This is a genomic window from Grimontia sp. THUN1695 (genome assembly GCF_059704325.2).
In genome coordinates this window covers 1,289,855-1,313,924 of sequence record NZ_AP046577.1, presented here as the reverse complement: position 1 = coordinate 1,313,924, position 24,070 = coordinate 1,289,855, and the positions used below count along the sequence as shown (strand labels likewise).

The 24,070-nt window shown below is 47.0% G+C and carries 20 protein-coding genes and 1 pseudogene; 5 read left to right on the top strand and 16 right to left on the bottom strand.

The features are described 5' to 3' along the window. Positions 1–127: 127 nt before the first annotated feature. From AC6IB1_RS09475 to AC6IB1_RS09465, 3 genes are all read right to left on the bottom strand, one after another. Positions 128–361: a hypothetical protein gene (locus tag AC6IB1_RS09475; RefSeq protein WP_497568815.1), complete on the bottom strand. Its 234-nt coding sequence runs from the start codon at positions 359–361 to the stop codon at positions 128–130. A 78-nt stretch (positions 362–439) separates the two neighbouring features. Further along, entirely contained in the window at positions 440–721 is a 282-nt protein-coding gene (locus tag AC6IB1_RS09470; RefSeq protein WP_497568814.1) for a single-stranded DNA-binding protein, read from the bottom strand. A gap of 12 nt (positions 722–733) precedes the next feature. After that, positions 734–1,675, bottom strand: coding sequence for a phage/plasmid replication protein, II/X family (locus AC6IB1_RS09465; RefSeq protein WP_497568813.1), 942 nt, complete (start codon positions 1,673–1,675; stop codon positions 734–736). 240 nt (positions 1,676–1,915) lie between these two features. Between AC6IB1_RS09465 and istA the strand changes: the two are divergent. Both istA and istB read left to right on the top strand, forming a co-directional pair. Next, positions 1,916–3,438, top strand: a pseudogene (istA, locus tag AC6IB1_RS09460) (IS21 family transposase). 11 nt (positions 3,439–3,449) lie between these two features. Beyond that, positions 3,450–4,193 carry an IS21-like element helper ATPase IstB gene (istB, locus tag AC6IB1_RS09455; RefSeq protein ID WP_497566252.1) on the top strand — a complete coding sequence of 248 codons (744 nt, stop codon included), beginning with the start codon at positions 3,450–3,452 and terminating at the stop codon, positions 4,191–4,193. A 72-nt stretch (positions 4,194–4,265) separates the two neighbouring features. Here istB and AC6IB1_RS09450 read toward each other — a convergent pair whose 3' ends face one another. Next, positions 4,266–4,643: a phage/plasmid replication protein, II/X family gene (locus AC6IB1_RS09450; RefSeq protein WP_497568812.1), complete on the bottom strand. Its 378-nt coding sequence runs from the start codon at positions 4,641–4,643 to the stop codon at positions 4,266–4,268. A gap of 120 nt (positions 4,644–4,763) precedes the next feature. Here AC6IB1_RS09450 and AC6IB1_RS09445 point away from each other — a divergent pair, with 120 nt between their 5' ends. Next, the gene (locus AC6IB1_RS09445; RefSeq protein WP_497568811.1) at positions 4,764–5,180 is read left to right on the top strand and encodes a helix-turn-helix transcriptional regulator; all 417 of its coding nucleotides are present in this window, start codon (positions 4,764–4,766) and stop codon (positions 5,178–5,180) included. 868 nt (positions 5,181–6,048) lie between these two features. Here the strand turns inward: AC6IB1_RS09445 and AC6IB1_RS09440 are convergent. The 4 genes from AC6IB1_RS09440 to AC6IB1_RS09425 form a co-directional block, all read right to left on the bottom strand. Next, positions 6,049–6,453: a PPC domain-containing DNA-binding protein gene (locus AC6IB1_RS09440; protein ID WP_497568810.1), complete on the bottom strand. Its 405-nt coding sequence runs from the start codon at positions 6,451–6,453 to the stop codon at positions 6,049–6,051. 17 nt (positions 6,454–6,470) lie between these two features. Then, complete coding sequence (locus tag AC6IB1_RS09435) at positions 6,471–6,761, bottom strand: DUF3634 family protein (protein WP_497568809.1); 291 nt, start codon at positions 6,759–6,761, stop codon at positions 6,471–6,473. A 9-nt stretch (positions 6,762–6,770) separates the two neighbouring features. Beyond that, entirely contained in the window at positions 6,771–7,220 is a 450-nt protein-coding gene (gene matP / locus AC6IB1_RS09430; protein ID WP_497568808.1) for a macrodomain Ter protein MatP, read from the bottom strand. A gap of 63 nt (positions 7,221–7,283) precedes the next feature. After that, positions 7,284–7,433: a hypothetical protein gene (locus AC6IB1_RS09425; protein WP_497568807.1), complete on the bottom strand. Its 150-nt coding sequence runs from the start codon at positions 7,431–7,433 to the stop codon at positions 7,284–7,286. Positions 7,434–7,481: 48 nt separating this feature from the next. Between AC6IB1_RS09425 and AC6IB1_RS09420 the strand changes: the two genes are divergently transcribed. Next, a complete protein-coding gene (locus tag AC6IB1_RS09420; protein WP_497568806.1) occupies positions 7,482–9,164 on the top strand; it encodes an AAA family ATPase in 1,683 nt (560 codons plus the stop codon). 63 nt (positions 9,165–9,227) lie between these two features. Then, positions 9,228–9,746: a bifunctional 3-hydroxydecanoyl-ACP dehydratase/trans-2-decenoyl-ACP isomerase gene (gene fabA / locus AC6IB1_RS09415; RefSeq protein WP_497568805.1), complete on the top strand. Its 519-nt coding sequence runs from the start codon at positions 9,228–9,230 to the stop codon at positions 9,744–9,746. A gap of 237 nt (positions 9,747–9,983) precedes the next feature. On the opposite strand, the gene rmf is transcribed toward fabA, so the two are convergent. The 8 genes from rmf to AC6IB1_RS09375 form a co-directional block, all read right to left on the bottom strand. Beyond that, on the bottom strand, positions 9,984–10,154 hold the full coding sequence (gene rmf, locus AC6IB1_RS09410; RefSeq protein ID WP_081456037.1) for a ribosome modulation factor: 171 nt from the start codon (positions 10,152–10,154) through the stop codon (positions 9,984–9,986). Positions 10,155–10,327: 173 nt separating this feature from the next. Continuing rightward, complete coding sequence (locus AC6IB1_RS09405) at positions 10,328–12,166, bottom strand: DUF3466 family protein (protein ID WP_497568804.1); 1,839 nt, start codon at positions 12,164–12,166, stop codon at positions 10,328–10,330. After that, entirely contained in the window at positions 12,166–14,085 is a 1,920-nt protein-coding gene (uup, locus tag AC6IB1_RS09400; protein ID WP_497568803.1) for an ATP-binding cassette ATPase Uup, read from the bottom strand. Before uup ends, AC6IB1_RS09405 begins: the two co-directional genes overlap by 1 nt. Then, positions 14,072–14,329 (bottom strand): glutaredoxin family protein, encoded by a 258-nt coding sequence (locus AC6IB1_RS09395; RefSeq protein ID WP_497568802.1) that lies wholly within the window; start codon positions 14,327–14,329, stop codon positions 14,072–14,074. Before AC6IB1_RS09395 ends, uup begins: the two co-directional genes overlap by 14 nt. Then, the gene (rlmKL, locus tag AC6IB1_RS09390) at positions 14,329–16,461 is read right to left on the bottom strand and encodes a bifunctional 23S rRNA (guanine(2069)-N(7))-methyltransferase RlmK/23S rRNA (guanine(2445)-N(2))-methyltransferase RlmL (RefSeq protein WP_497568801.1); all 2,133 of its coding nucleotides are present in this window, start codon (positions 16,459–16,461) and stop codon (positions 14,329–14,331) included. The genes AC6IB1_RS09395 and rlmKL overlap by 1 nt, the downstream gene beginning before the upstream one ends. A 994-nt stretch (positions 16,462–17,455) precedes the next feature. Beyond that, positions 17,456–18,004: a cell division protein ZapC gene (locus AC6IB1_RS09385; protein ID WP_497568800.1), complete on the bottom strand. Its 549-nt coding sequence runs from the start codon at positions 18,002–18,004 to the stop codon at positions 17,456–17,458. 144 nt (positions 18,005–18,148) lie between these two features. After that, positions 18,149–19,159: a quinone-dependent dihydroorotate dehydrogenase gene (gene pyrD / locus AC6IB1_RS09380; protein WP_497568799.1), complete on the bottom strand. Its 1,011-nt coding sequence runs from the start codon at positions 19,157–19,159 to the stop codon at positions 18,149–18,151. 57 nt (positions 19,160–19,216) lie between these two features. Then, positions 19,217–24,034 (bottom strand): NAD-glutamate dehydrogenase, encoded by a 4,818-nt coding sequence (locus AC6IB1_RS09375; RefSeq protein ID WP_497568798.1) that lies wholly within the window; start codon positions 24,032–24,034, stop codon positions 19,217–19,219. Between the last annotated feature and the right edge of the window lie 36 nt (positions 24,035–24,070).

Genomic DNA, 24,070 nt, shown 5'->3' with positions numbered 1-24,070 from the left:
GTTCAATACGACGAAGTCTATAAAGAAAGCGGGTGATTGCAGGCTTAAGGAAATTAGATTTGGCGTATCTGTGCATATCATTTAACATAATATACATAATGCGTAGTTTGGTGTGGTAAGGAATTGATTAAATTACTTCTTTCAGCGTGGCTTCCAGCTGGCTAGTTTGTTGGGATTGCAGTTGATTGATAGTCATCAGTGCGCCGTGTAGCTGCTCTATTAATCCGAACTGATGTTCCTGTAATTCGGCAATGGCTGTTTCTGGGTAAAATGCGGCGGACTCATGCAAGAAGTTACTGAGGTGCATTAACTGGCTTGATAGCTCAAGGGCTTCGATTGTGGCATTATTTGTGGCAGTCATAATCAACTCTCCGTAAGTTGGTTGTGGTCAGAAGCCCGTTGACTGCTACTACAGTTAGCCGGCTTTGTTGTTAAAGATTCATGCGTCTGTTTCAAGTGGTGTAATTTTTATGCCGAACTTGCGCAACTCAAGCCCCCCATAGCTATTGACGATATAGCTTTCACAGTCCGGCGTATACACTCCCGCTGGGTACGGCGGCTGGCTTTCATCGAGCGAGAGTTTTATCTGCACGGGAAATTTGCCGCCTAAATAGGCATAAGCAACCTGCTCATGAATTTGACGTGCGGGTTTGTCATCTTTAGCACGTATAGTGCGAACATCAACTTTGGTATCTTCTGGAAAAACTTCGATTTTTAACATGAGGTTACCTTCCTAGGCAGAACGTAGCTGAACAACGTTGTCACGTTCGAGGAGCTTGCGTGTTAACGGGCCATATTGCGGTTCGACATACCAATCGGGATATTGCTGAGAAAAATCGACGGCAATCACATCAACCAGAGGCACTACATTGCTCATGCCATTACCACGAAGGTTCTGTAACTGTGCTTTAGTGAATCCGGCTTCAAGCAGCAGGTTGAAGTTGTTATAGAACGTTTGCTTAACACTGAATGAGCGCTTCACTTCCAGATAACCTTCATTAACCAAGCGACGGTAAAATGAAAACGCCCTATCCGCTTTGGCGTAACTGATATTGCCCTTGGGAGTCAGTTTTCGGTGTTTGGCTTTGAGTGTGTTCTGTACTAATTCATCATCATAGATATTCATGCTATGACCTCGATATGTGTGATTTATCAGCTCGCCATATGTCATTAACCAGAGTTCTTCTATCAACTCCTTTCCCGTTTCTTGCTTGAGCTGTTCTTGATAAGTGATTAGGTCGTTAATTTTCGTCGGTATATTCAGGTCGGTCAGTTTTCTTTTCGTGATACTGGATTCAAAGCGAATAAGCCATTTAGCAAACTGGTGTAAACGTGGGTCTGACATGGCCTCGAAAACACCTTGTGCGTGTTTGTCCCCCTTCTCTGCTTTCAGTCGATATTCGTGGTATTGCTTTTCAAATTCGTGATTTTTGGAATAGCACTTGCCACTCCAGTGTGAAGATTTTCGGTTGTGGTAACAGGTGGTTTCATAGTCACTGCGTGAGGCTTTAACCTGACGATGAGAGACATTCGCCATATGTGCGATAGCCTGTTTGGCTTTTTGCTCGGTATCAACACGCGCTGAGAATGTACAGTCCATGCCCATAACCTCACCCTCATCCCAATCGAGCATATCCATCAAATCAAGGTGTGTAGTCTGCAAGGCCGCGTACATTTCGGCATAGGTGCGTATTCCGGCCGGATCTGAACAGTAATTCCGGAAACACTTGAACACCTATTCTGGAATCATTTGAACTCTGATTCCGGATTTATTTAGTACAGTTTTGTGCTCATTTCCGGAATCGGTGTTCAAGTACACCGGAATTTTCTCAACGCATTGAAATAACAATTAATTTGATAACTTAACCACTGACTTTTCGTTGGCGAGTGAGGGGTAGGTTTGAAAAGGATCACAATGCGTAAAATCAGAGAGGTTTTAAGGCTGCATTTCTCGGCAGGATTGAGTATCCGAGAGATCCACCGCAGCACCAAAGTCAGTGTCGGTAGTATTCAAACACTGCTCAGCAAAGCCAAGAGCATGAACTTATCCTGGCCACTGCCGGGTGAACTGGATGATGCGCAGTTGGCCCGCTGCTTTTATCCGCAAGCCGATACCCGCCATGCCAAGCGATTCCAAGAGCCGGATTGGGCAGACTTACGTAAGCAACTAAGCCGTAAGGGCGTGACGAAGCTGCTGTTGTGGGAGGAATACACTCAGCAATACCCCAACCGCTGTTACAGTTATTCCCAGTTCTGCGACCGCTATCTGCACTGGCTGAAGAAACAGCGCCGCTCCATGCGTCAGCATCACCGGGCAGGTGACGTCTTGTTCGTCGATTACGCAGGGCAAACCATGCCTGTTGTGAATCCACAGACTGGCGAGATCCGGCACGCCCAAATCTTCGTGGCGGCCATGGGAGCGAGCAGCTATTACTTCGCCGAAGCGACCTGGACGCAAGGTATACAAGACTGGCTGGGCAGCCACGTTCGGGCCTTTGACTATCTCGGTGGCGTCCCCACTATGGTGGTGCCGGACAACTTAAAAAGTGCCGTCACCAAAGCCTGTAAAAGCGACCCAGATATCAACCCGGCCTATCAGCAACTGGCGGCTCACTATGATACGGCCATCGTGCCGGCCAGACCGTATAAGCGAAGGATAAAGCCAAGGCCGAAGTGGGTGTACAAATCATTGAGCGCTGGATATTAGCCCGGCTTCGCCATCACACCTTCTTCTCACTGTATGAGCTGAATCAGTGCATCAGCGCGTTACTGATAGAAGTAAACAGTAAGCCCTTCAAACAAATGGCTGGAACCCGTCAGCAGTGGTTCGACGAACTGGATAAACCCGCCTTAAAACCGCTACCGTGTCATGCCTATGAATACACTGACATCCGCCAGGCTAAAGTGAACATTGATTACCATGTGCAGTATGAGAGCCATCTTTACTCAGTACCGCATCAACTGGTTGGTGAGCGGGTTGAGCTTCACGCGAAGCCGCGCTTAGTGCAAATCTACTTCCAGGGTAAATGCGTTGCCAGCCACCCCCGTAATGACCGCTACGGGTTTACCACTACACCGCAGCACATGCCTGTACAGCACCAGCATTACCACAAAGTCAGTGAGGGCAGTCTGATGAACTGGGCGAAGGACATCGGCGATGACGTGCTTGTCTGGGTAAAAGCGCAGCTTAAACGCAAACCGCATCCACAGCAGGCGTTCCGCGTCTGTCTGGGCGCATTGCGATTAGCCAGCCAGTATCCACCGCAGCGGCTCAATACCGCCTGTAAACTGGCTAATCAACATCAGCTCTATCGCCTGCAACAGCTCAAAGACATCTTAAACAGTAATCAGGACAAGCTCATCAGTGAATCCAGCCAGGAAACACTGACACTCCCTCAGCACCACGAAAATATCCGTGGCCCACAGAGCTTCCATTAAGGAGAAAACCCATGGTAAACACCACACTCTCCCAACTGCACCAACTCAAACTGAGTGGCATGGCAAAAGCATTGAGCCAGCAACTCGAACAACCGGGCCAGTATCAGGACCTCTGCTTCGCTGAGCGGCTGCAACTGCTGGCCGACCAGGAAATCCATGAACGGGATAACCGTAAACAACAGCGCCTGCTCAGACAGGCCCAACTAAAACTTGCGGCAACCGCCCAGGACATCGATTATCAGCACCCGCGCGGCCTGCAAAAAAGTGTCATGACAGGGTTGCTTCAATGCGACTGGCTACAGCGGCAGCAAAACCTGTTACTGACCGGGCCATGCGGCACCGGGAAAACCTATATCGCCTGTGCGCTTGCTAACACCGCCTGCCTGAAAGGCTACACGGTGAAATACTACCGGGTGAGTCGTCTGCTCATGGAACTCACCCAGGCCAAAGCCGATGGCACTTACAGCAAGAAGCTGAAAAGCCTGGCTAAACTCAACCTGCTCATCCTGGACGACTGGGGACTAGAACCGCTAAAAGCCGCGCAGCGCAACGACCTGATGGAGATCATGGATGACCGCCATGGCAGTAGCTCAACCCTCCTCATCAGCCAACTCCCCACCGACCAATGGTATCAATCCATCGGTGATAACACGTTGGCCGATGCCATCCTCGATCGCCTGATGCACAATGCACACCGGATAAAACTGAAAGGAGAGTCAATGAGGAAAATACTGGCGACCGTTGACGCCACTTGAACACTTAAGTTAAAAATCGGTTAGCCAACGATGCGTTGATCTGAGGTGTTCAAATAAAACCGGAATGGCTGTTCAAGTAAATCGGAATACGCAATAGGCCAACAGAATGGAGTTTGAACCGAATACGTTATGGCCTTGAATGATCTTGGCTGGGCTGGCTTTCATCTCGACAGATGGTGGCACATTAGGAGAGCCGTTATTGAATTTGAGCGCTATGCCCGTGAAGCTGGTCGGTATCGACTCATAAGGCAGATACTCACCGCTGATGGATGACACAGTGAGATCCGCATTACGTTGCAGCGTTCTAACCCCTGTCGGGATATCGAGGAGTGCTGATACACGTCGAACGTCAAGTTCTGAATGATAAGCAGAATTCACCGAAGAACGGCTCTCAAGCTGAAAGCAATATTCAGCCTTGAAAGGAACCCTAATTCGAAGTAAATCCAGCATTCACAAAAACCTGTCAAGTAACGTTTTTTATAACCTACTATCTAATATAACTAACTTCAAGCAATGCCTTTAAAAAAGTGGTATTACAATAATAAATAAAGTTACCAAAGGGCGACCGGAATGCTAAAAGACGTGATTAAAGATGCCAGATTAGGAAAGAATCTGACCCAAGAACAAATAGCCAGCCTTGTGAAGGTTGCAAAGCAAACGTACATCAAATGGGAAAGCGGCGAGACAGAACCGAAAGCAAGCCAGATTAGGCTACTAGCTCAACACTTAGAGCTAACGGCAGATGAAATATGTAACGGACAACGGCACCAGAAGATGCCGCTGGAAAAGTTCATATACACCATTGCAAAAACGCCCCATTACAGAGAGCTAGAAATGTTAGCTACATGGAAACTTGTACCTGACCACGAAAGGTACATATCTGAACTGAGCATGGATGATGGAAGCGATGAATTTATTGCAAGAGAAGTAGCTGAGACAGAAGACAACGTAAATACGCACTTAAAGCATGGCGTACCAATCGAATAGTCTAAATATTGGACTAGAGTAGACTATTAAAGGGAGTCTACTCCCGATTCGCGTGACGTGCATCACCCCTATCGGCAACATGAAAAAGACAAATATTAGACAAAAGTACATGGGGCCATGAGCGCAAGTTTGCCCAAAATGGGAAAAGAGTACAGCATTGAAAAGTATAGAGTCCTGAAGTCAGGACTTAGTTGGGGTGTAACAGTAACCCCAACTCAAAACCGCTCGAAAGTGTCAAAATGATAAGAGAGTACACTATTAAAGTAAGTGTACTCGCCCCCTCCTCCTTCCTCCTACGCTAGCTTCGCTCGTCGTCGGTCGTCGAGGTCGAGTCACAGAGATTGAATGCCTGACGCGCGTGAAAGTGACGGTGAAATGATCGTGTGATGTTGACGCTTGTCGGACTCAGGCCAGCGTGGAGGGTTCCCCTCCAAACCGTCCAGAGTCTTAACTGTTATAAATACACATTTATGATAGTTGGGAATGATTACCAGCGAGGAATGATGGCATTTTATTGCCAGGAAAAACGGTGCCGGCGGGTTTTATGATTGCAGTTTTGTTCCTGGGAAGGGTTCACCAGGGCGGAAAATGGCAGCGAAAGCAACCTCCGCATTATGGCCATTATGTTACGGGTTTAAGTTCCCGCCCCTAATGAATCCCGCTTCGCGTACCCACATTCGGGACGGCTTAAACCGCCGACTGATAAGAGCATAGTCGGCGGGATCCCTCAACATAACGCCAGACTACATAATACGTAGTTTTGTTATAGGTGCAAATCCGTCAAAGTCTCCAGCAGCTTGCATCTCGTTGTAAAGCTCTGGCGTTAACGAAATCTCGATTTGTAAACTCAAAATGTGAATCCACTAATTTAAGGCTTTTTCACCACCAGTTCAGTGTATCCAGTGTCTGCATCAGGTTCTCTGCCGAATGTGTACCCATCAAAGCGCAATAAGCAGACTTCTACTGTGTGACTGACGATACAGCCTTCCATCATATGCCCGCCAAGCATCTGTCCTCTACAGTCGGCAACAGAAAGGTGCAGGTGCACATGTTCAGGGGTCAATGTTCCAGATACAGAGACAATTTCAAATGGCTCGGATTTTTGCAGTGTAGACGCGCCATCCGCCAGACGAATGGCCAGGTCAGATAAACACCCTACCAGTGATACAACGCAACCGGCCTGGATATGGTGTTCTTTAACGGCATTCATGATGGATTGTTTGAGGTCTGCCCCTCGGGAAAGGCGAAAAGCTATAGGTTCAACAGTAGACATAGTGGCTGGAATGGTGGTTACTTAAACGATTTATAAGGGAAAACATTTCGAATACGTTGCTGCACTTTGTGGTCAATCCCCTTCGACAGCACAAGTTTGGCGGGTGTAAAGCGGTTACGGTAAACCTTGATGGTGCCGTTGACGGGCGTGCGTTTGTTGATTTCTTCGCAGTCATGGAGGAAACCGTGTGGGATCTTGCCTTTCTTTTTCACCAACCGCCCATCTTTAAACTTGATCAGGACAATAGGACGATCAACCATTAAGTAAGCAAATAAGGCAATAAAACTGCCAGCGAGAAAATATTCCATTGACTCACCTTACATGTCTAGCAGGCTGCTGAGATCTTTCTTCAATGCATCCACTTTCTTGTTGGCATTCTGAGAGCGGTTTGCCTCGCTAATCAGGTATTCAATGGTGTCTGACAAAGTGGCGTCTAGCTCTTGCGCTTTCAACGACAATTTCTCCCACACCCTGAAATCCAGATCGATGGATTTCTTCCGGGTATGTTCTTGCTCGGCATTGAAATGGCGTTTACGTTTGGCACGAATCGCCTGTTTCAATTTGTTATCGAGCTCAGAAGACATATGTTCGCCGATCCAATCAATCACTTTGGTTGGCTCATGCTCGAGCGCCATCAGTGATTTCACAGTTGCATCTACCTCGCTGGTGTCAACGTAACGGGTAACGTTAACGCCCTCTTTGTATTTCTTGACCAGATAACTCCATTTCCATCCAGCCTCGAGGTTTTCAAGTTGTTGATATTTCATAATTCGAATTTTTATCGTGAGAGTGAAAGTAAGGTTGAAATACAGTGACAGCGTAACAGTGGATTACTTTTTAATCAAATATTGTGCACTCATCCTTTTAATCTTTTCCGCTATGATGTCGCAAAAACGATCTTTTCCACCTGTGTCATCCCTGCCTTGTTTTTGTAATGCTGGCAAGCCGTTATCTTTGCTACTTTGAGCGTGCGTATTCATTTATACTCTCAGTTATTAATACACCGACAAAAGTTGATACCAAAACGCATGCAAGAAGTTTCCTGGCAGTCTGTCGTACCGCAGTTTTCCCACATTAAGCAGCACATTCTTCAGTATCCCGCAGTAACAGCGGCGTCTCCCAGTGCACTTCAACCAAGATTGGAAAGCAGCATTGCCCGTCTTGTGCACGAAGACCATTTCCCCCGCCTGCTGCTTGTGACAGCGCCGGATGTCTATGATTACCTGACATTGCTTGCAAACATGGTGAAAAATGCCCTGCAAAATGCAGAAAAGCCGGTTGTGATTGCGGAAAATGCTGATGAAGTTCAATTATTTGGCGTAGTATATCCGAACTCGTTAGATGTTACAACGTCACGAAACGTTACTGGTTTGCTTCATGATGCGAATAACGGTGTGCTTCTCATTTCTCTTGGTTGCATCCTTTCACAGCCCAATATCTGGGCTCGATTGAAGTCCCTGCTCTCCACCAACAAATTACATTGGAAAAACGCAAAGCCGGACCTGTATTGCGACCTTCCACCTGCGTCGGATATTTCTGTTCGTGTGATTGTGGTTGGCGATCGTGCCCTTATGTCCGATTTTGAAGCCGGTGAACCAGAGCTTTATAGCCTGGCAAGCTACACCGAGTTTGAACAGGATATGTACCTGACCGAAGAAAATATCAATACTTACCTGTCAGTGCTGAAAGGTTATCAAGAGTCCTTTGGTGTCAAACCACTGGAACCGGAAGCTGTTTTGCGCATAATGCAGGCGGGTGCACGTTTCACCGAAGATCAGGATCGGTTGCCGCTTTGCCCACTTTGGACCCAGACACTTCTTCGGGAAGCGGATTTCCAAAGCCAGGGGGACACCATCACGGCAGACCATGTCGAACAAGCCATTGAAGCAAAATACTTCCGCGAATCTTACCTGCCACTCCGAGCGGTAGATGACATCCACAAGGGACAAGTATTTATTGATACCCGTGGTGAACACATTGGCCAAGTTAACGGCTTAACGGTGATTGAAATGCCTGGTCACCCGATGGCTTATGGTGAGCCTGCTCGTATCTCTTGTGTTGTTCACTTTGGTGATGGTGATATTGCTGACGTTGAACGTAAAGCAGAGCTTGGCGGCAATATCCACGCCAAGGGAATGATGATCATGCAGGCATTTATCAGTGCCGCGCTGGATTTAGATGAACCCTTACCCTACTCAGCCTCTATTGTGTTTGAACAATCTTATTGTGAAGTAGACGGTGACAGCGCCTCGCTTGCTGAACTGTGCGCTTTTGTCAGCGCCCTCTCCCAAACACCTATCAACCAGAGCATTGCAATTACCGGTGCGGTAGATCAGTTCGGCCGTGTACAAGCGGTTGGCGGCATCAATGAGAAAATAGAAGGTTTTTATCATATCTGTGAGCACCGTGGTCTCACTGGCTCCCAAGGCGTGATTTTGCCCAAAACAAACCTTAATGCACTTTGCCTGAGCAAAGATGTGACTGAGGCGATTAAGGCCGGCAATTTCCATATTTGGGCAGTAGAACATGTCGAAGACGCTTTCCCACTGATCACTGGTTTGCCGTTTAGCGGTGATGAAAAACAACAGGGTGACAGCGAAACTGAAACGCTTCTTGGCAAAATCGCCCACCGAATCGATGTTTTTCATCATGGTGAGCAGCGTCACACATCCTTAATTAATAAGCTGAAACACTGGTTAAACCACCACTGATCCGAGTTGTTTAGCTTACACGTGTACGCTAAAGTGCTCCTAACTTTTTGCAGGAGCAATTAAATGCTAATGAAACGCCACTCTTATGACAGAGACGACCTCCTAGCCTCTAGCCAGGGAGAGCTTTTCGGCCCAGGTCGTCCACAACTTCCAGCGCCAAACATGCTGATGATGGATCGCATTTCAAACATCACGGACGAAGGTGGTGATTTTGACAAAGGGTTTATTATTGCAGAATTAGATATTACCCCAGACCTATGGTTTTTTGACTGTCACTTCCCCGGTGACCCAGTAATGCCTGGTTGCCTTGGTCTTGATGCAATGTGGCAGTTAGTTGGTTTCTTCCTCGGATGGTCTGGTGGTAAAGGAAAAGGTCGAGCACTGGGTGTGGGCGAAGTGAAATTTACTGGCCAAATTCTACCTACCGCCAAGAAGGTAACCTATGAGATCCAAATGAAACGTGTCATCAACCGTAAACTGGTCATGGGCCTAGCTGATGGCCGTGTACTGGTTGATGGCCGGGAGATATACGTTGCGAAAGATTTGAAAGTAGGCCTATTCCAAGACACGTCTTCTTTCTAATCACTAACGGCATGCAAAATCCTAAACCGCCCTCATTGGCGGTTTTTTGGTTCTACGATCGTCTCTGTCTTCTATAAAGCTTACTTACTGGTTCACTTTCATGATCAGGAAGGCAGACTATTTATGTTGAAAGATCTGTTTTTATTGCGACCAATATATAAAGTTATAGTGCGTTAAAATAGTTTACAAAAGCCCCTATTACGGGGCTTGAGTCTGTTTTTGGGGTAAGTTAAAAAGTTACTTCAACATCGATACTTTTGTATCTCGACCTTCGCGCCAACCTCCTAACCATTGGCTGCGCGCGTCCATGGCCTGATAGGGACATGCTTCAGAGGATCGACCGTTTACACCAGCTTGATAGCCTTTCGCCTGTGCTCGCTCTAAACGATCTCGCTTCTGTCTTTTCATATATTCGCCCTCTTATCCTAAGATGGTTGTATCTTTTCAGTGAGGTTTCATTCAAGCCGAGCTTTTGCTTTTAATGAAGCCTACCCAATTAAGATTCACGCATGGTTAATAAATAATCAAGCATCAAAAGGCTCATCCACGCCAAATTTGTGAAGATGAGCCAGAATATGAAATTACTTTTTACGGCGTAAAAAACAGCCAACGGCAAGCAAGCAAAGGCTCAGTACACCCATTCCACCACCGCTACGCGTAATGTTATTTTCTTCGTATGGACGTGGGGTAATATCCCCTGTTTGACGAGTAAGTTTAACGGCTACCAGCTCTTCTTCACCATGACAACGTGCATCGTGTGCAGTCGAGCTATAACCACCAGCACAGTAAAAAGCAGAAGCTGCGATATCTCCTTTATCGTTGATATCAAACGCTTCGGCTATGCGGAACTGGTTATTGTTACCTGACACATTCTGGTCATTAGTCAGGTCATCCAGAAGCCAACCAGAAGCACCGCCAATGTTGCCACCATGAGTATAAATATAGCCACGCTGACGGCGTGAACGATCACGGATGTTTTCTACATCCACTTTACCGACCAGTTCATTATTGTTGTTAATGGCGGCTGCGGTTCCATTGTAACCATCGAAGAACAACGCGCTTTGAGAGCGTCCTAACAAGGTTGTCGAATTACCTTTGTTGATAAAAATCTTTTCTGCGTATGCACCATTATTCAAACGGGCATTTTTCGCTATCCCAACAACTAATCCCTTGTTATTGATATCAGTTGCTTCTGTGTAGCTGTAGATGATATCTCCACCTTGTCGGATATCGATACCGGGTATTGGAGACATAGTCCAGCAACGTTTTGAAGCATTTGTTTCTAATTCAGTCAGGCACGTTGCAAAATCTGTAACAGGCGAAAATTTGACTGCCCTTGCATAGAAGTCATTATCGTTGTAAGTACTGAAACCGACCATAGTGGGTGCGGTGGCTCCTGATACCAATGCCGCTGCATTAACGCTCGCTTGCGCAGTGTCATCCGTATTGCCTGTTGCGCCATTAGGAAAGTCAGCAATCACGCGGGCGTTATTGGGGTTTGTTGAGTAATCAGACACCCAAACTGCAGCTTGATTAGCAAACTGATAATACTGACAAGCGCGATTGTTGTAATCAACAGCGGAAGAGCAACCGTTAAGGTTACCTAACCCTGTACCTTCAGGTACTTTATTGCCATTGTTAGGATCAGCCATATTGGCCACTGATGCTGAACCAAATACAATGGTTTTTCCCGACGCCTGAATTACACCATTAGCGTTTGTTTGGCCAATGGCATTAATAACAGCACTTGAGCCAGTAGGAGGCAATAACTCTGCTTGTCCCAAAAAACCCCTGCGCTGGAATGCTCGGGCGTAATGAGACCCTGTACTGTAGTAAGGGCTGCTTGATACACCAATTGCTTCCCCTGCATCGGTCACGGCATTGATAACAACATTGGTTGAGCCTGAGTCTGCACTGCCTGTTGGCGCGCTGCTGCTTACGCCAGAGCCGAATGGATTGTGAACGACCCCATTAACACTTGCCACACTGTTACTGGTAAAGCCATTGTTCCAGGCATCAATCTCTTTCTTGAGGCCACCGGAGCAAACCTGCTCACTGTCGCCACTGTTACAGATTTCGCCACTGTCTTTAATACCAAACCAGCGCTCTGCCGCCCACGCCTCACAGGTGTTGTAACCAAGGTTATCACGGCAGTACAGGAACAAGTCATCTTCACTGTTGATGAAATGTTCCACATCCATCATAAAAGGCAACTCCTCGGAGTAATTCACACCAACAGGGCCTGAAAGCACTTGAGTTGCTATCTGAGTGGAATTCGGAGAAATAGCGGTCGCAACAGCAGACTGGGTGGATGCCGCATTATCCACCCTTTCGACTGTGTATAAAGCGGCATTTGCTAGCGTTGGAATACCCGCTACCGCAAGCGCGATAGCCGATAGTTTGAATTTATTAAATTGCATTACGATTCCTTTTGCATTTCTTCAAGCTCTTCCCATCGTTCAAAAGCGGCTTCCAATTCTGCCTCTGCATCGCTTAACCGTTGCAACACAGGTTGAGTTTCGTCCGTGCTTTTCTGGAAGAACGCTGGATCGTTTACCGATTCCTGAATTTGCGCGATTTCATTCTCTAGGTTTTCAATAAGCTGAGGAAGGGCTTCAAGTTCTCTTTGTAACTTGTAAGACAGTTTTTTCGTCGGCTTATTGTTAGTTGTTTGTTTTTTGGCGCTCTCTTCTTTTGTCGCTTCCTTCGCTTTTGGCTTTTCAGCTTCTATCGTCTTGAGATAATTATCACGCTGCTGCATGGCATCGTGATAACCACCAACAAATTTTCTGATGACACCCTCACCCTCGAAAATCCAGCTATGGGTGACCGTGTTATCAACAAACTGGCGATCGTGGCTCACTAACAGTAAGGTACCCTGATAATTGGCAAGCAATTCCTCTAAAAGTTCCAGCGTTTCGATATCCAAATCATTCGTGGGTTCATCAAGTACCAACAAGTTACAGGGTTTAAGGAAAATCCGAGCCAATAACAGACGGTTTTTCTCACCACCGGAAAGGGCTTTTACCGGTGTCCTTGCCCGACGTGGATGAAACAGAAAGTCTTGCAAGTAGCCAAGCACATGGCGTTTACGCCCCCCGACTTCGACTTCCATTTTACCTTCGGCTAGGTTATCGATAACCGTTTTTTCCGGATCCAGTTTTTCACGATATTGATCAAAGTAAGCCACTTCGAGCTTGGTTCCAACATGGAATTTGCCTGAATCGGGTGCAATTTTCTCCAACATTAACTTCAACAACGTACTCTTACCGCAACCGTTCGGGCCGATAAGCGCAATTCGATCGCCCCGCATCACATTGAAGCTAAAGTCGCTGATTATCTTCTTACCATCCCAGTGGTAACTAATGTCACTGGCTTCGAAAACAATTTTGCCAGAGCGCACGGCTTCATCGAGATGGATATTGGCATTACCCTGCACGTCAATACGCTCTGCACGTTCACGGCGCAATTGTTTCAATGCACGCACCCGGCCTTCGTTACGTGTACGGCGCGCCTTGATACCCTGACGTATCCAGGCTTCTTCCTGAGCCAGCTTCTTATCAAATTCGGCATTCTGTTCTGCTTCAACGCGAAGCATCTCTTCTTTACCTTCGAGGTATTTTTCATAGTCACCCGGCCAAGAGGTTAACCGGCCTCGATCCAAATCGACAATGCGGGTCGCCATCGAGCGAATAAACGCGCGGTCGTGCGAAATAAAAACAATCGCGCCTTTAAAATCCTTCAGGAAGCTTTCCAGCCAGATGATGGTTGCTACATCCAAGTGGTTGGTTGGCTCATCAAGAAGCAGAACATCAGGATCACAGACCAATGCACGAGCCAATGCGGCTTTACGTTGCCAGCCACCCGATAATTCAGAGAGTTTCTTGGCGCCATCCAGTTTCAGCGCGCCAAGCACCATGGTGAGCTGGTTCTCAAAGCGCCAGGCACCGGAGTGCTCCAATTGCTCCTGAACACGAGCCAGACGGTTGATATTTCGTTCACTGGGATCATGCTCAATCAGGGCCAGTAGATCATGATATTCCTTAAGTTGAGCACCAACCTCGGCCAACCCTTCCGCAACATAGTCCACAACTGTACCGTCTGCATCTCTCGGTGGATCCTGCTCAAGACGCGAGACTTTCAGATCAGCCTGACGGTTAATGCTGCCATCATCCAACTGGACCGTACCGTGGAGCACTTTCATCAACGTCGATTTACCCGCGCCATTACGCCCAACCAGACAGACACGCTCCCCGGGTTGAAGAATGAATTCTGCATGATCCAGCAACGGATTATCACCATAAGCCAGTTGCGCGTTAGTGATGTTAATTAATGCCATGTTTTACTAACCAAGTGTTTAAAGCTGAGGAATCGAAAGGCCAACCCAGTTCATCGACAACGGATGAGCCGTCATCATTTTCGAGAGAAAGCACTGGAATTGTGACGCCGTAACGGGAAAATAAGGCATCATCAAAGGCAATGTCTACAACGCGTAAGGCAGCGGTCTTTCCCGCTGCCTGATATAACGCCAATGCCTCTTCACATAAGTGGCACCCTTCTGTGCTGTAGAGGATTAAAGCCATTACCCTTCCTTGTGAGTGATAATCCAACAGTTATGAATGTGTTGATTGCGTTCAAAGTCCATCGGAATTGAGCGGGACGTGATGTTTTGCGCTTTTAGCCCCAGCGCCTCCAGTGCCTCGGTATCCATCTTAAAGTTACGCTTGTTGTTTGAGAACACAATTTCGCCATCCTGACGCAACAGACGTTTCAGCTCAGTCATCAGCTTAATATGGTCACGTTGTACATCAAAGGTATCCAACATACGCTTAGAGTTGGAAAACGTCGGCGGGTCAATGAATATCAGATCATATTGTCCCTTCGCCGTCGAAAGCCATTTCAGGCAGTCTGCCTGATTGAACGCATGCTGGCGACCTAACTTGCCATTCAGCTTCATGTTACGTTCTGCCCACGCTAGATAGGTTTTAGACATATCAACCGTGGTTGTGGACTTTGCGCCGCCAACAGCCGCATGGACCGTTGCTGTACCTGTGTAGGCAAACAAGTTCAGGAAATCTTTCCCTTTGGCTTTCTCACCCAGCATTTTGCGCGTGTAGCGGTGATCCAGGAACAAACCAGTATCCAGGTAGTCATAGAGGTTCACTTCCAGCGTGACGCCATATTCTTGGACTGTCATGAAACGCTTGGCTTCACCCAGTTTCTCATACTGGCTGGTGCCTTTTTTCTTTTCGCGGGTTTTCAGCACCACGTTGTTGGCGTTGACACCAGTAACAGCAATGGTTGCACGCACCATATCTAATAGACGTCGACGCGCTTTGTCTTCAGAGATACTCTTTGGCGGCGCATATTCCTGAATGACGATGTGATCGTTGTAGCGGTCAATTGCGGCGTTATAGTCAGGTAAATCAGAGTCGTAAAGACGATAACACTCTATCCCCTGCTGTTTGGCCCATTTGCTGAGTTTTTTGATGTTTTTGCGCAAGCGGTTTGAAAATTCAGGGGCAACATCAGCGGTCGCCCCAGTGCCGTCTTGTGACGCCGTCACTTCCCCGCGTGCAGTGATTTGGTACGTTTTCATGACGCAATCAAGCGCACCATTACGGAGCTTGTAACTACTCTCTGCACGCATACATAAACAACTCAGCAGTTCGTCAGAGCCAGAATAAATAGAGGCAACCGAGCCTTTAAATTCACTCTTCAAGCGCACACCCAACTGGGTATATAACGCGATAAGCCCTGGCGTGGTGCCCAAGCGCTCCCCATATGGCGGGTTACAAATGATGTGACCCTCTTCAAACCCTTCAGGGCGCTTAAGCTCAGCAGCGTCATGCAGATCGAACTGGATAAGCTCCGCTACACCTGCGCGACGTGCGTTGGCTTTTGCCGTTTCAAGCACACGGCGGTCGTTATCAAAGCCAAAAAAGCGGGTCTGGCATTTCGCCGGGCCTTTTTTCGATTTGAACGTTACATCTGCGTGAACTTCCATCCATATTTCACGGTTGAAAGACTTCAAAGATTCAAATCCCCAGCGCTTACGTTTCAGGCCAGGCGCAATTTGGGCTGCCATCATCGCCGCTTCAATCAACAACGTGCCAGAACCGCACATTGGGTCCATCAGAGGCTTGTCAAAGGTCCATCCGCTTTTCATCACCAAGGCTGCTGCATTGGTTTCACGCAGAGGAGCCGCGCCCGCTTCGGTACGGTATCCGCGTTGGTGAAGGCCGCTACCGACCATATCAATGCCCAACAATCCCTTATCTTTCGACAGACGCATATGAATACGCAAATCAGGCTGCTCACGGTCAATGCTCGGACGTGCCAAATCGGCTTTTACAAAGCGGTCTACGATCGCATCCTTGATTTTCAGTGCGCCGTACTGGCTGTTGCGGATTTCACGGTTTGTCCCATTAAAGTCAACAGCAATGCGTTTATTTTCACTGAAGTATTGCGGCCAGTTGATGGCCGATGCGCCTAAATACAGGTCCATGTCATCGCGAACAGTGAACTCACTCAATACCAGAATGAAACGCGACGCAGTGCGGCTCCATAAACAGCACGTGTACAAGGTTTTCTCATCCGCGCGGAACCGAACACCGGCGCTGACAGCTTTAACGTTGCTGGCACCCAGTTTTTCAAGTTCTTCTGCAAGTAGGTTTTCGAGACCGCGGGAGGTTATAGCTAAATATTGATTCATGGATATGGATTATGAGGAATGTTGCGCGCGATTATAAACGAATTCGCCCGCCAGCGCTCTACCAAGAGAGATGAATATCATGGCTTCCTTATTTTGAGCGGATTACATCTTTTGCCAGGCTTCGCACGTGATAGCAGCAAGTCTTATGGACAATGCCATTCTTAGCGTCATTGCCATAAATAACTTTCCTTCCAAACTTCTACCCAAAAGTCATGCCAGCTTAGATTCGTTTTAAGCCTAGTTCACTTTCTGGCGCAATAAAATGCAGGTTATCCACACCCACTCAACCGTTTCCACCAGGAAACATAAGAACAACAATGTCTACTATCGTTGATTTATGTATTTCACGTATCGCACTTCAAACTTATTTGAACAAAAAGTAAGCACGCACTTATCCACAAAGTACCTTTTTTAGGGATATGTATGTGTTGATGATTTGAACACTCTTTCTTATAAGGAATGATATAATAGCGACAAGTTTGGTCTATACCAGAATACATAAAAACAAGAAGGCGTGCTTGAAATGAGGAAAAACATCCTTGTTATGTTTACTGTTTGGATAGAAAACTGGGCGATTACGCCAGGAAATGATGCTTAAATAGCAGTCAAATAGATTTAAATTTCGTGATCTAAATCACTATTTGATTTTAAGAAAGGACACTGTTTTTCCTTTTCCGATCATATTTTGTGGCATTTCTTTGTGTCCATTTGCAGGTTTTCGCTCTTACTCTTAATGCACCCAATCGGAAAGCAAAAAGATGTAATGCTTCCTTTTCACTGTTACAGAACAGGCCAATACCGGTTTTTACAGGTACGGATGTTTGCCTTTGGTGGTGTTATCAATACACCCTGTTCCTGTCATAAATCATGAGGGTTAAGGGTGAAACACGGTAGCGTGCAATTCGAGGGATTAGGTTTGGTAAAGGAAGGGATAGGAGGTGTTTATTACAATGCTATAGATAAAGGAAAAAAATAGGCTGATACAACTGCTCTATCAGCCTACTAACGCATAATGACCACTGCCGTCATCATATTGCTGTTGGTATGTTGATAACCGATCATTCATTACTTTTATGGCTTCGCAAAACCGCATATTTTTAGTGTCGTTCAGCATAAGCGGGGTTTCACTGGCATGCATACACAGTGATGCTGTGCCTGCATTTTCAATCACCAGGAAGGCTTCGCTGCCGTATTCGGTTTTCAGCTCAACAATGGCACCTATATCCGGAGAGATATTCCCTGCCTGAGCCTGAAAAAACCAGCTTTTAGGTAGAAGCGGTTTATGGAAGCGCTTTGCTGCCACTGCGTTCAAAACAAGTTCAGCCTTTCGGGGGCTGCTAAGAGGTAACGCACTTACTGCATCTGAGTACGTTTGAAAAAGTGATGCGTCATCGACTGAAAATGGGGTGTCGATAAACGCATCAGGGATGAGATGTTTCTTATCAATGGCTACACGGAAAACCATCTCTTGACCCAAATCCAGCATCAGCGTTTGAGCTTCGTCATCGAAGTACCACTTCCACATATTGCTTGGCTTCAACATCGTTTTCGCTCCTGCGATAACTCGAGACTGGGTCCGCGACCATTGGTAATAAAAAAAGTGCCGTATACGGTAGTTTAATTGGGCGAGGATAAAAAAAAAGGGGAAACAAATCCCCCTCCCTTTCTATATACTTAATTTTTCAGGCTAAATATTTCGAACAATATCTTTTACCAAACGTGGGCCGTGATAAATAAACCCCGTGTAGACCTGTACCAGTTCTGCACCTGCCATCATTTTCTCTTTGGCAGCTATTACGGAATCAATCCCTCCCACCCCAATGATCGGCAGCTTACCATTCAGTTCCTGATGTAGACGGCGAATCACCTCGGTACTCTTGTTTTGAACCGGACGGCCACTCAACCCACCCGTTTCATGAGCATGTGGCATTCCCTCAACCAGTGAACGGTCTAGCGTGGTATTGGTTGCAATCACACCATCAATACCATGACGAACCAGTGCGTCGGCAACTTGTATCAATTCTTCCTCCCCCATGTCTGGTGCAATCTTCAATGCCAGAGGGACATATTTACCGCGTTCTTCAGTCAATTTTTTCTGTCGGGCTTTAAGGGAAGAAAGCAGATCATCCAATGCTTCACCGTATTGCAAAGAACGCAGTCCCGGTGTGTTTGGTGAAGAGATGTTTACCGCAATATAACCGGCATGGTCATAGACCTTATCCATACAAATCAGGTAATCATCTTTACCCTGCTCGATAGGTGTGTCTTTGTTCTTACCGATGTTGATACCAATAACACCTTCGTATTTGGCTTTCTTTACATTTTCTACCAGCGCATCCACGCCATGGTTATTAAATCCCATGCGATTGATGATGCCTTCGGCAGGCAGAACACGAAACAGACGTGGTTTGTCATTCCCGTCCTGAGGGCGTGGTGTCACCGTTCCTACTTCAACGAAACCAAACCCCATTGCACCAAATGCGTCAATACATTCGCCATTTTTATCAAGGCCAGCAGCAAGACCAACTGGATTTTTGAAATGGAGTCCCATGACTTGAACAGGACGGGGAGGAAGATGTTGACGATAAAAGATATCGAGAGGAGTGCCGGTGAAACGAGAAAAGTTTTTTATTGCCAGATCATGAGCATGCTCTGGGTCTAACTGAAAAAGCGCCGATCTGGCGAGGCGGTACATCATGTAACCTCCAAAAAAAGCCCCGAATAAACGGGGCTGTATTATTAACGCTTTGCAGTCTTAATTCAAATTTAAAAGCGTAAGTTCTCGCAACGCCACAGAGAATTTCGCAAATTCGTGGACAGTACCCACTTTAAATTCCGCCACGATACTCTCCCAACGCCCCAAACTCACGGCATGCTCTACCATCCAGGATTCCAATCCCAATTCTGCAGATTCACCGTTATTCATGCCTTCGAGGATGTGGGCTGTCAGCATACGTTGCTGCCAATCCAGATCTTCACGGAACGATGCCCGGGCCAACGCCTGCCAATGATTTTCTACTGGTTGGTTGGTGATTTGCTTGAGGAACCAGTGCAATGACAACGTATCGCCTAACACAAAGTAAAGCCTTGCAACAACATCGAATGGTTTCTCCATTTGCTCGGAAACCTGAGCCAAATCCAGGCCAGCATATAAGCTGGTCAAGCGGACAATTTTATCAGCAATCGGCTTCGGTACACCTTGTGTAATGTACTCCTCGGCCTGTTCTTGATGCTCTTCGATTTCCGACGGAACAAGATATGCATCCAGATTGTCTGCCAGGTTCTTAACCGCAGGTTTGTAGAACGCCACCTGCTCCTCAATCCCTTTATCTTTCATTGGATTGCGCAGAATCCAGCGTGTAGTACGACGCATCATACGTCGACAACGGAACATCAGTGCATACTGCACTTGGGCTGGTAGCTGGTTGTCCAGCTCACGGATTTCTTCGAAGGTCCTTTCAAAATCAAACACTTCACGTGCAATCGCATAAGCGGCAGCAATGTCTCCTACACTCGCACCGGTTTCATCCTGCATGCGGGTAATAAAATTGAAACCCATGTCATTAGACATCTGATTTGCCAGGCTGGTAGCAATAATTTCACTACGCAGAGGGTGTGTTTCCATCGCTTCCCGATAGTTACGTTGTAACTCTTTAGGAAAATAAGCAGGCAATAATTTACCGAAGTGTGGATCCTGGGTAATTTGTTCAATTACCAGTTGCTCTTTCAGTACCATCTTGCCGTAAGCCACCAACACAGCAACTTCAGGGCGGGTCAGACCAATCCCACGCAGTTGCCGTTCTGCCAGGGTTTCATCATCCGGCAGGTATTCCAGAGCACGATCCAGTTTCCCTTCTTTTTCCAGATAGTGGATAAAACGGATCTGCTCTTTCAGCAAGGCAACTTGTTGCTCGCAGGTCACGGAGATAGATTCGCTCTGACAGTACGCATCATCGAGTACAATCTCTGAAACTTCATCTTCCATGCGCTCCAGCAGTTCGTTGCGCTGTTTGTAGGTCAGGTCCCCTGCTGCTACCAAGCCATTGAGAAGGATCTTGATGTTGACTTCATTGTCTGAACAGTCAACACCACCCACGTTATCGATAAAGTCGGTATTAACTCGTCCCCCGTTCATGGCGTACTCAATGCGGGCAAGTTGGGTCATCCCCAGGTTGCCACCCTCTCCGACAATTCGGGCACCGAGCTCATTGCCATTAACACGCACAGCATCGTTGGCGCGATCACCAACTTCTGCATGGCTTTCTGTTTCGGCCTTCACGTAAGTACCGATACCACCATTCCAGAGCAGATCGACTTTGGCCTTCAGGATCTGTTTGATCAACTCATTCGGCGTCATGGATTGTTTGCGGACACCCAGCATTTTCTGGATTTCCGGTGTCAGTTCAATCGACTTCGCTTTACGTGAAAATACGCCGCCACCTTTCGAGATCAACGTAGGATTGTAATCTTCCCAACTCGAACGTGGCATTTTGAACAAGCGATCTCGTTCTACCCAGGATGTGGCAGAGTCTGGGTTCGGATCGATGAAGATATGCATATGGTTAAAAGCTGCCAACAGCCTGATGTGTTTTGACAGCAGCATACCATTGCCAAATACATCCCCCGCCATGTCACCGATTGCCACACAAGTAAAATCTGTTTCCTGACAGTTGATGCCAATTTCGCGGAAATGGCGTTTCACCGATTCCCAACCACCTTTCGCCGTAATTCCCATGGCCTTGTGGTCATAACCGTTAGAACCACCGGATGCAAAGGCATCGCCTAACCAGAAGTTATATTCTTCAGATACGGAGTTTGCGAGATCCGAAAATGTTGCCGTGCCTTTGTCAGCAGCAACCACCAAATACGGATCATCTTCATCATGACGAACCACATTCAACGGCGGCGTCAGTTCGCCTTCTACAATATTGTCAGTGATATCCAACAAACCACGGATAAAGATACGGTAACAACGCTGCCCTTCAGCAAAAATCTCATCACGGTTGCTCAATGAATGCTGTTTCTTACAGACAAAACCGCCTTTGGCGCCAACCGGCACAATAACCGTATTCTTAACCTGCTGCGCTTTCACCAAACCCAGTACTTCGGTACGGAAGTCTTCCTGACGATCTGACCAACGCAGGCCACCACGGGCCACTTTACCGCCACGCAGGTGAACACCTTCAACATCAGGGGAGTAAACAAAAATCTCAAAGAAAGGGATCGGTTTCGGAATTTCTGGAATCGTCGATGGTTGCAGTTTCAAAGAGAGATACTCTTTCCACTCACCGGTTTCCTTGTCTTTTTGGTAGAAGTTGGTACGAAGTGTTGCCAGGATCATCTCCATGTAACGGCGGATGATACGGTCATCATCCAGACTTTCAACTTTCTCGAGCGCGTCTTCAATTTTCTGGATAATGAGCTTCTGTTCTTTCTCGCTGTTCTTCTTCGGGTTGAAACGTCTGCTGAACAGTTCCACCAGCAACCGGGCTAAGCTTGAATGACAAGCCAGCGTGTCTTCGATGTAAGCCTGACTGAACGGGAAAGCGACCTGACGCATGTAACGCTGGTAAGCACGGAGAATCGTGACTTCACGTCCATTTAAACCGGCATTCAGAACCAGTCTGTTAAAGCCATCATTTTCCAGTTTACCATGCCAGATCCCGGCAAACGCATCCTGAAAACGCTCTCGCACATCAGAGAGTACAAAGCCGCTGTGTGCATTATGGAGCATTGAAAAATCGAGGATCCAGTATGTATCACCAGACTTTGTCTCCACTTTATAAGGGGCTTCGCCGATCACACGCAGACCAAGGTTTTCCAACATCGGCATCACGTCAGATAGATGAATCGCCTCATCTTTCTGGAACAATTTCAGACGAACGGAACGTGAATCCTTGGGCTCTTCCTGGGGACGATAAAAAAGCATATCCAGCTTTTTCTCTTCATTCAGGCTTTCAAGACGCTCAATATCAGCAACGGCCGAGCCTGGCAACATAGCTTCTTTATAAGAACGGGGAAACGCTCCGAGGTAGCGTTTGGCGATGGGGGTTCCCTGATTTTCGCCAAACGTCGTGATCACCGCTTCTTTCAGGCGATCATCCCAGGTTGATGCTGCTTCAGTCAGGTTTTGCTCCAATTTCTTCACGTCAATGTCAAAGTTGTTGTTCTCTACACGCACAATGTAATGGGTTCTCGCCAACGGGCTCTCAGAAAAGAACGTGTTGAATTCAACGTCTTGGTCGGAGCCAAAATAGTTCTGCAAAATACGTTGGGTGGTACGGCGCAATGCGGTGTTATATCGCTCTCGCGCGACATACACCATGCAGGATAAAAAGCGGCCAAACGGGTCTCGTCGAACAAATACTCTCAGCAGATCCCGATCCTGCACTTGTACAATGCCCATACCGATATCGAGCATTTCGGCCTCACTGGCCTGGAACAATTCATCACGTGGGAAGTTTTCAATGATGTTGGCCAGCGCTTTCCATGAATGCGAGCCCTCATAATACCCACTGGTCTCAAGGATCCGGCGAACTTTATTCTTGAGGGCAGGAATGTTCGAAGTTGCCTGGTTATACGCTGAAGAGGCATAAAGGCCATGGAAGCGGTGCTCACCCACCACATTGCCCTTTTTATCAAAGCATTTAATGCCGATGTAATCCATGTATGCAGGACGGTGAACCCGAGATTTACTGCTAGCTTTGTTGATCACCAACAGGTCTTTACGCAATGCCGTCGCACGCGCGGATTCCGGCATTTCTGATAACCTCAAACCCGGACGCTTAGGATCGAGCTTTTTCGCTAACCCCAGTCCTTCCTGTGTTGAGGCTTTCAATTCATAGTCACCTTCAATGGCATTGAGCTCATAATATTTGTACGCCATAAAGGTGAAGTTGTGGGAAGCTATCCACCCCAGAAAATCCAGCGCTTCTTGTTGGAGTGACTTGTCGACGGGCAGTTTATCTTTCTTAATTGATTCAATCACCGATGTCATCTTATCCTGCATCGGTTGCCAGTCGTTTACAATCAATGCCACGTCATTTAAGGTTTCTATCAGCTCTTTCTCCAGTGCCAACATCTCCTTTTTCGAACTCATCCGGTCAATTTCAAGGTGGAAAACGCTCTGCATTACCCCTTTTTTATCGCCAATTGACGTGACATTGCCCTTCGCATCTTTCTCGACAGATAACGGCCCGTTAAGCATTAAGTGGGAAGCGATGTCCAGGCGGTTAAGTGCCATTCGTACAGAATCAACAAGGAATGGCGCATCTGGGGTCAGGATTTCAACAATGGTGTGGGTGGACTGCCATCCATCGCCGCTCAATGTCGGATTGAAAACCTTAACGAAAATCTTGTCTTGTTCGAACGTATTGAGATGATGCCATAGGCTGATAACAGCACCATAGAGGTCGGATTCATTCCGTTCCTGTAAATCATCATCTGAAATGGGACCCAAAATCCTTTTTGCCAAAGTTTCTACAAGCGGTTGTTGTGTTTTGTCCAGTTTTTCAGCAATAAGATGATAAACCTTCTCAAGTAACACCGGCACAATAGGGTCACGCGCGGTCATGGTGTACTCCATATATTTTTTATGTAATCGCTATGA

What these genes read in the sequence shown, in the direction of transcription:
- AC6IB1_RS09385 (WP_497568800.1), bottom strand. Translation starts at nt 18,004, where the DNA reads ATGTTGAAGCCAAGCAATATGTGGAAGTGGTACTTCGATGACGAAGCT.
- AC6IB1_RS09435 (WP_497568809.1), bottom strand. Translation starts at nt 6,761, where the DNA reads ATGGAATATTTTCTCGCTGGCAGTTTTATTGCCTTATTTGCTTACTTA.
- uup (WP_497568803.1), bottom strand. Translation starts at nt 14,085, where the DNA reads ATGGCATTAATTAACATCACTAACGCGCAACTGGCTTATGGTGATAAT.
- AC6IB1_RS09470 (WP_497568814.1), bottom strand. Translation starts at nt 721, where the DNA reads ATGTTAAAAATCGAAGTTTTTCCAGAAGATACCAAAGTTGATGTTCGC.
- AC6IB1_RS09445 (WP_497568811.1), top strand. Translation starts at nt 4,764, where the DNA reads ATGCTAAAAGACGTGATTAAAGATGCCAGATTAGGAAAGAATCTGACC.
- pyrD (WP_497568799.1), bottom strand. Translation starts at nt 19,159, where the DNA reads ATGATGTACCGCCTCGCCAGATCGGCGCTTTTTCAGTTAGACCCAGAG.
- AC6IB1_RS09465 (WP_497568813.1), bottom strand. Translation starts at nt 1,675, where the DNA reads ATGTACGCGGCCTTGCAGACTACACACCTTGATTTGATGGATATGCTC.
- istB (WP_497566252.1), top strand. Translation starts at nt 3,450, where the DNA reads ATGGTAAACACCACACTCTCCCAACTGCACCAACTCAAACTGAGTGGC.
- AC6IB1_RS09375 (WP_497568798.1), bottom strand. Translation starts at nt 24,034, where the DNA reads ATGACCGCGCGTGACCCTATTGTGCCGGTGTTACTTGAGAAGGTTTAT.
- AC6IB1_RS09475 (WP_497568815.1), bottom strand. Translation starts at nt 361, where the DNA reads ATGACTGCCACAAATAATGCCACAATCGAAGCCCTTGAGCTATCAAGC.
- AC6IB1_RS09450 (WP_497568812.1), bottom strand. Translation starts at nt 4,643, where the DNA reads ATGCTGGATTTACTTCGAATTAGGGTTCCTTTCAAGGCTGAATATTGC.
- rmf (WP_081456037.1), bottom strand. Translation starts at nt 10,154, where the DNA reads ATGAAAAGACAGAAGCGAGATCGTTTAGAGCGAGCACAGGCGAAAGGC.
- AC6IB1_RS09425 (WP_497568807.1), bottom strand. Translation starts at nt 7,433, where the DNA reads ATGAATACGCACGCTCAAAGTAGCAAAGATAACGGCTTGCCAGCATTA.
- AC6IB1_RS09405 (WP_497568804.1), bottom strand. Translation starts at nt 12,166, where the DNA reads ATGCAATTTAATAAATTCAAACTATCGGCTATCGCGCTTGCGGTAGCG.
- AC6IB1_RS09440 (WP_497568810.1), bottom strand. Translation starts at nt 6,453, where the DNA reads ATGTCTACTGTTGAACCTATAGCTTTTCGCCTTTCCCGAGGGGCAGAC.
- AC6IB1_RS09420 (WP_497568806.1), top strand. Translation starts at nt 7,482, where the DNA reads ATGCAAGAAGTTTCCTGGCAGTCTGTCGTACCGCAGTTTTCCCACATT.
- matP (WP_497568808.1), bottom strand. Translation starts at nt 7,220, where the DNA reads ATGAAATATCAACAACTTGAAAACCTCGAGGCTGGATGGAAATGGAGT.
- fabA (WP_497568805.1), top strand. Translation starts at nt 9,228, where the DNA reads ATGCTAATGAAACGCCACTCTTATGACAGAGACGACCTCCTAGCCTCT.
- AC6IB1_RS09395 (WP_497568802.1), bottom strand. Translation starts at nt 14,329, where the DNA reads ATGGCTTTAATCCTCTACAGCACAGAAGGGTGCCACTTATGTGAAGAG.
- rlmKL (WP_497568801.1), bottom strand. Translation starts at nt 16,461, where the DNA reads ATGAATCAATATTTAGCTATAACCTCCCGCGGTCTCGAAAACCTACTT.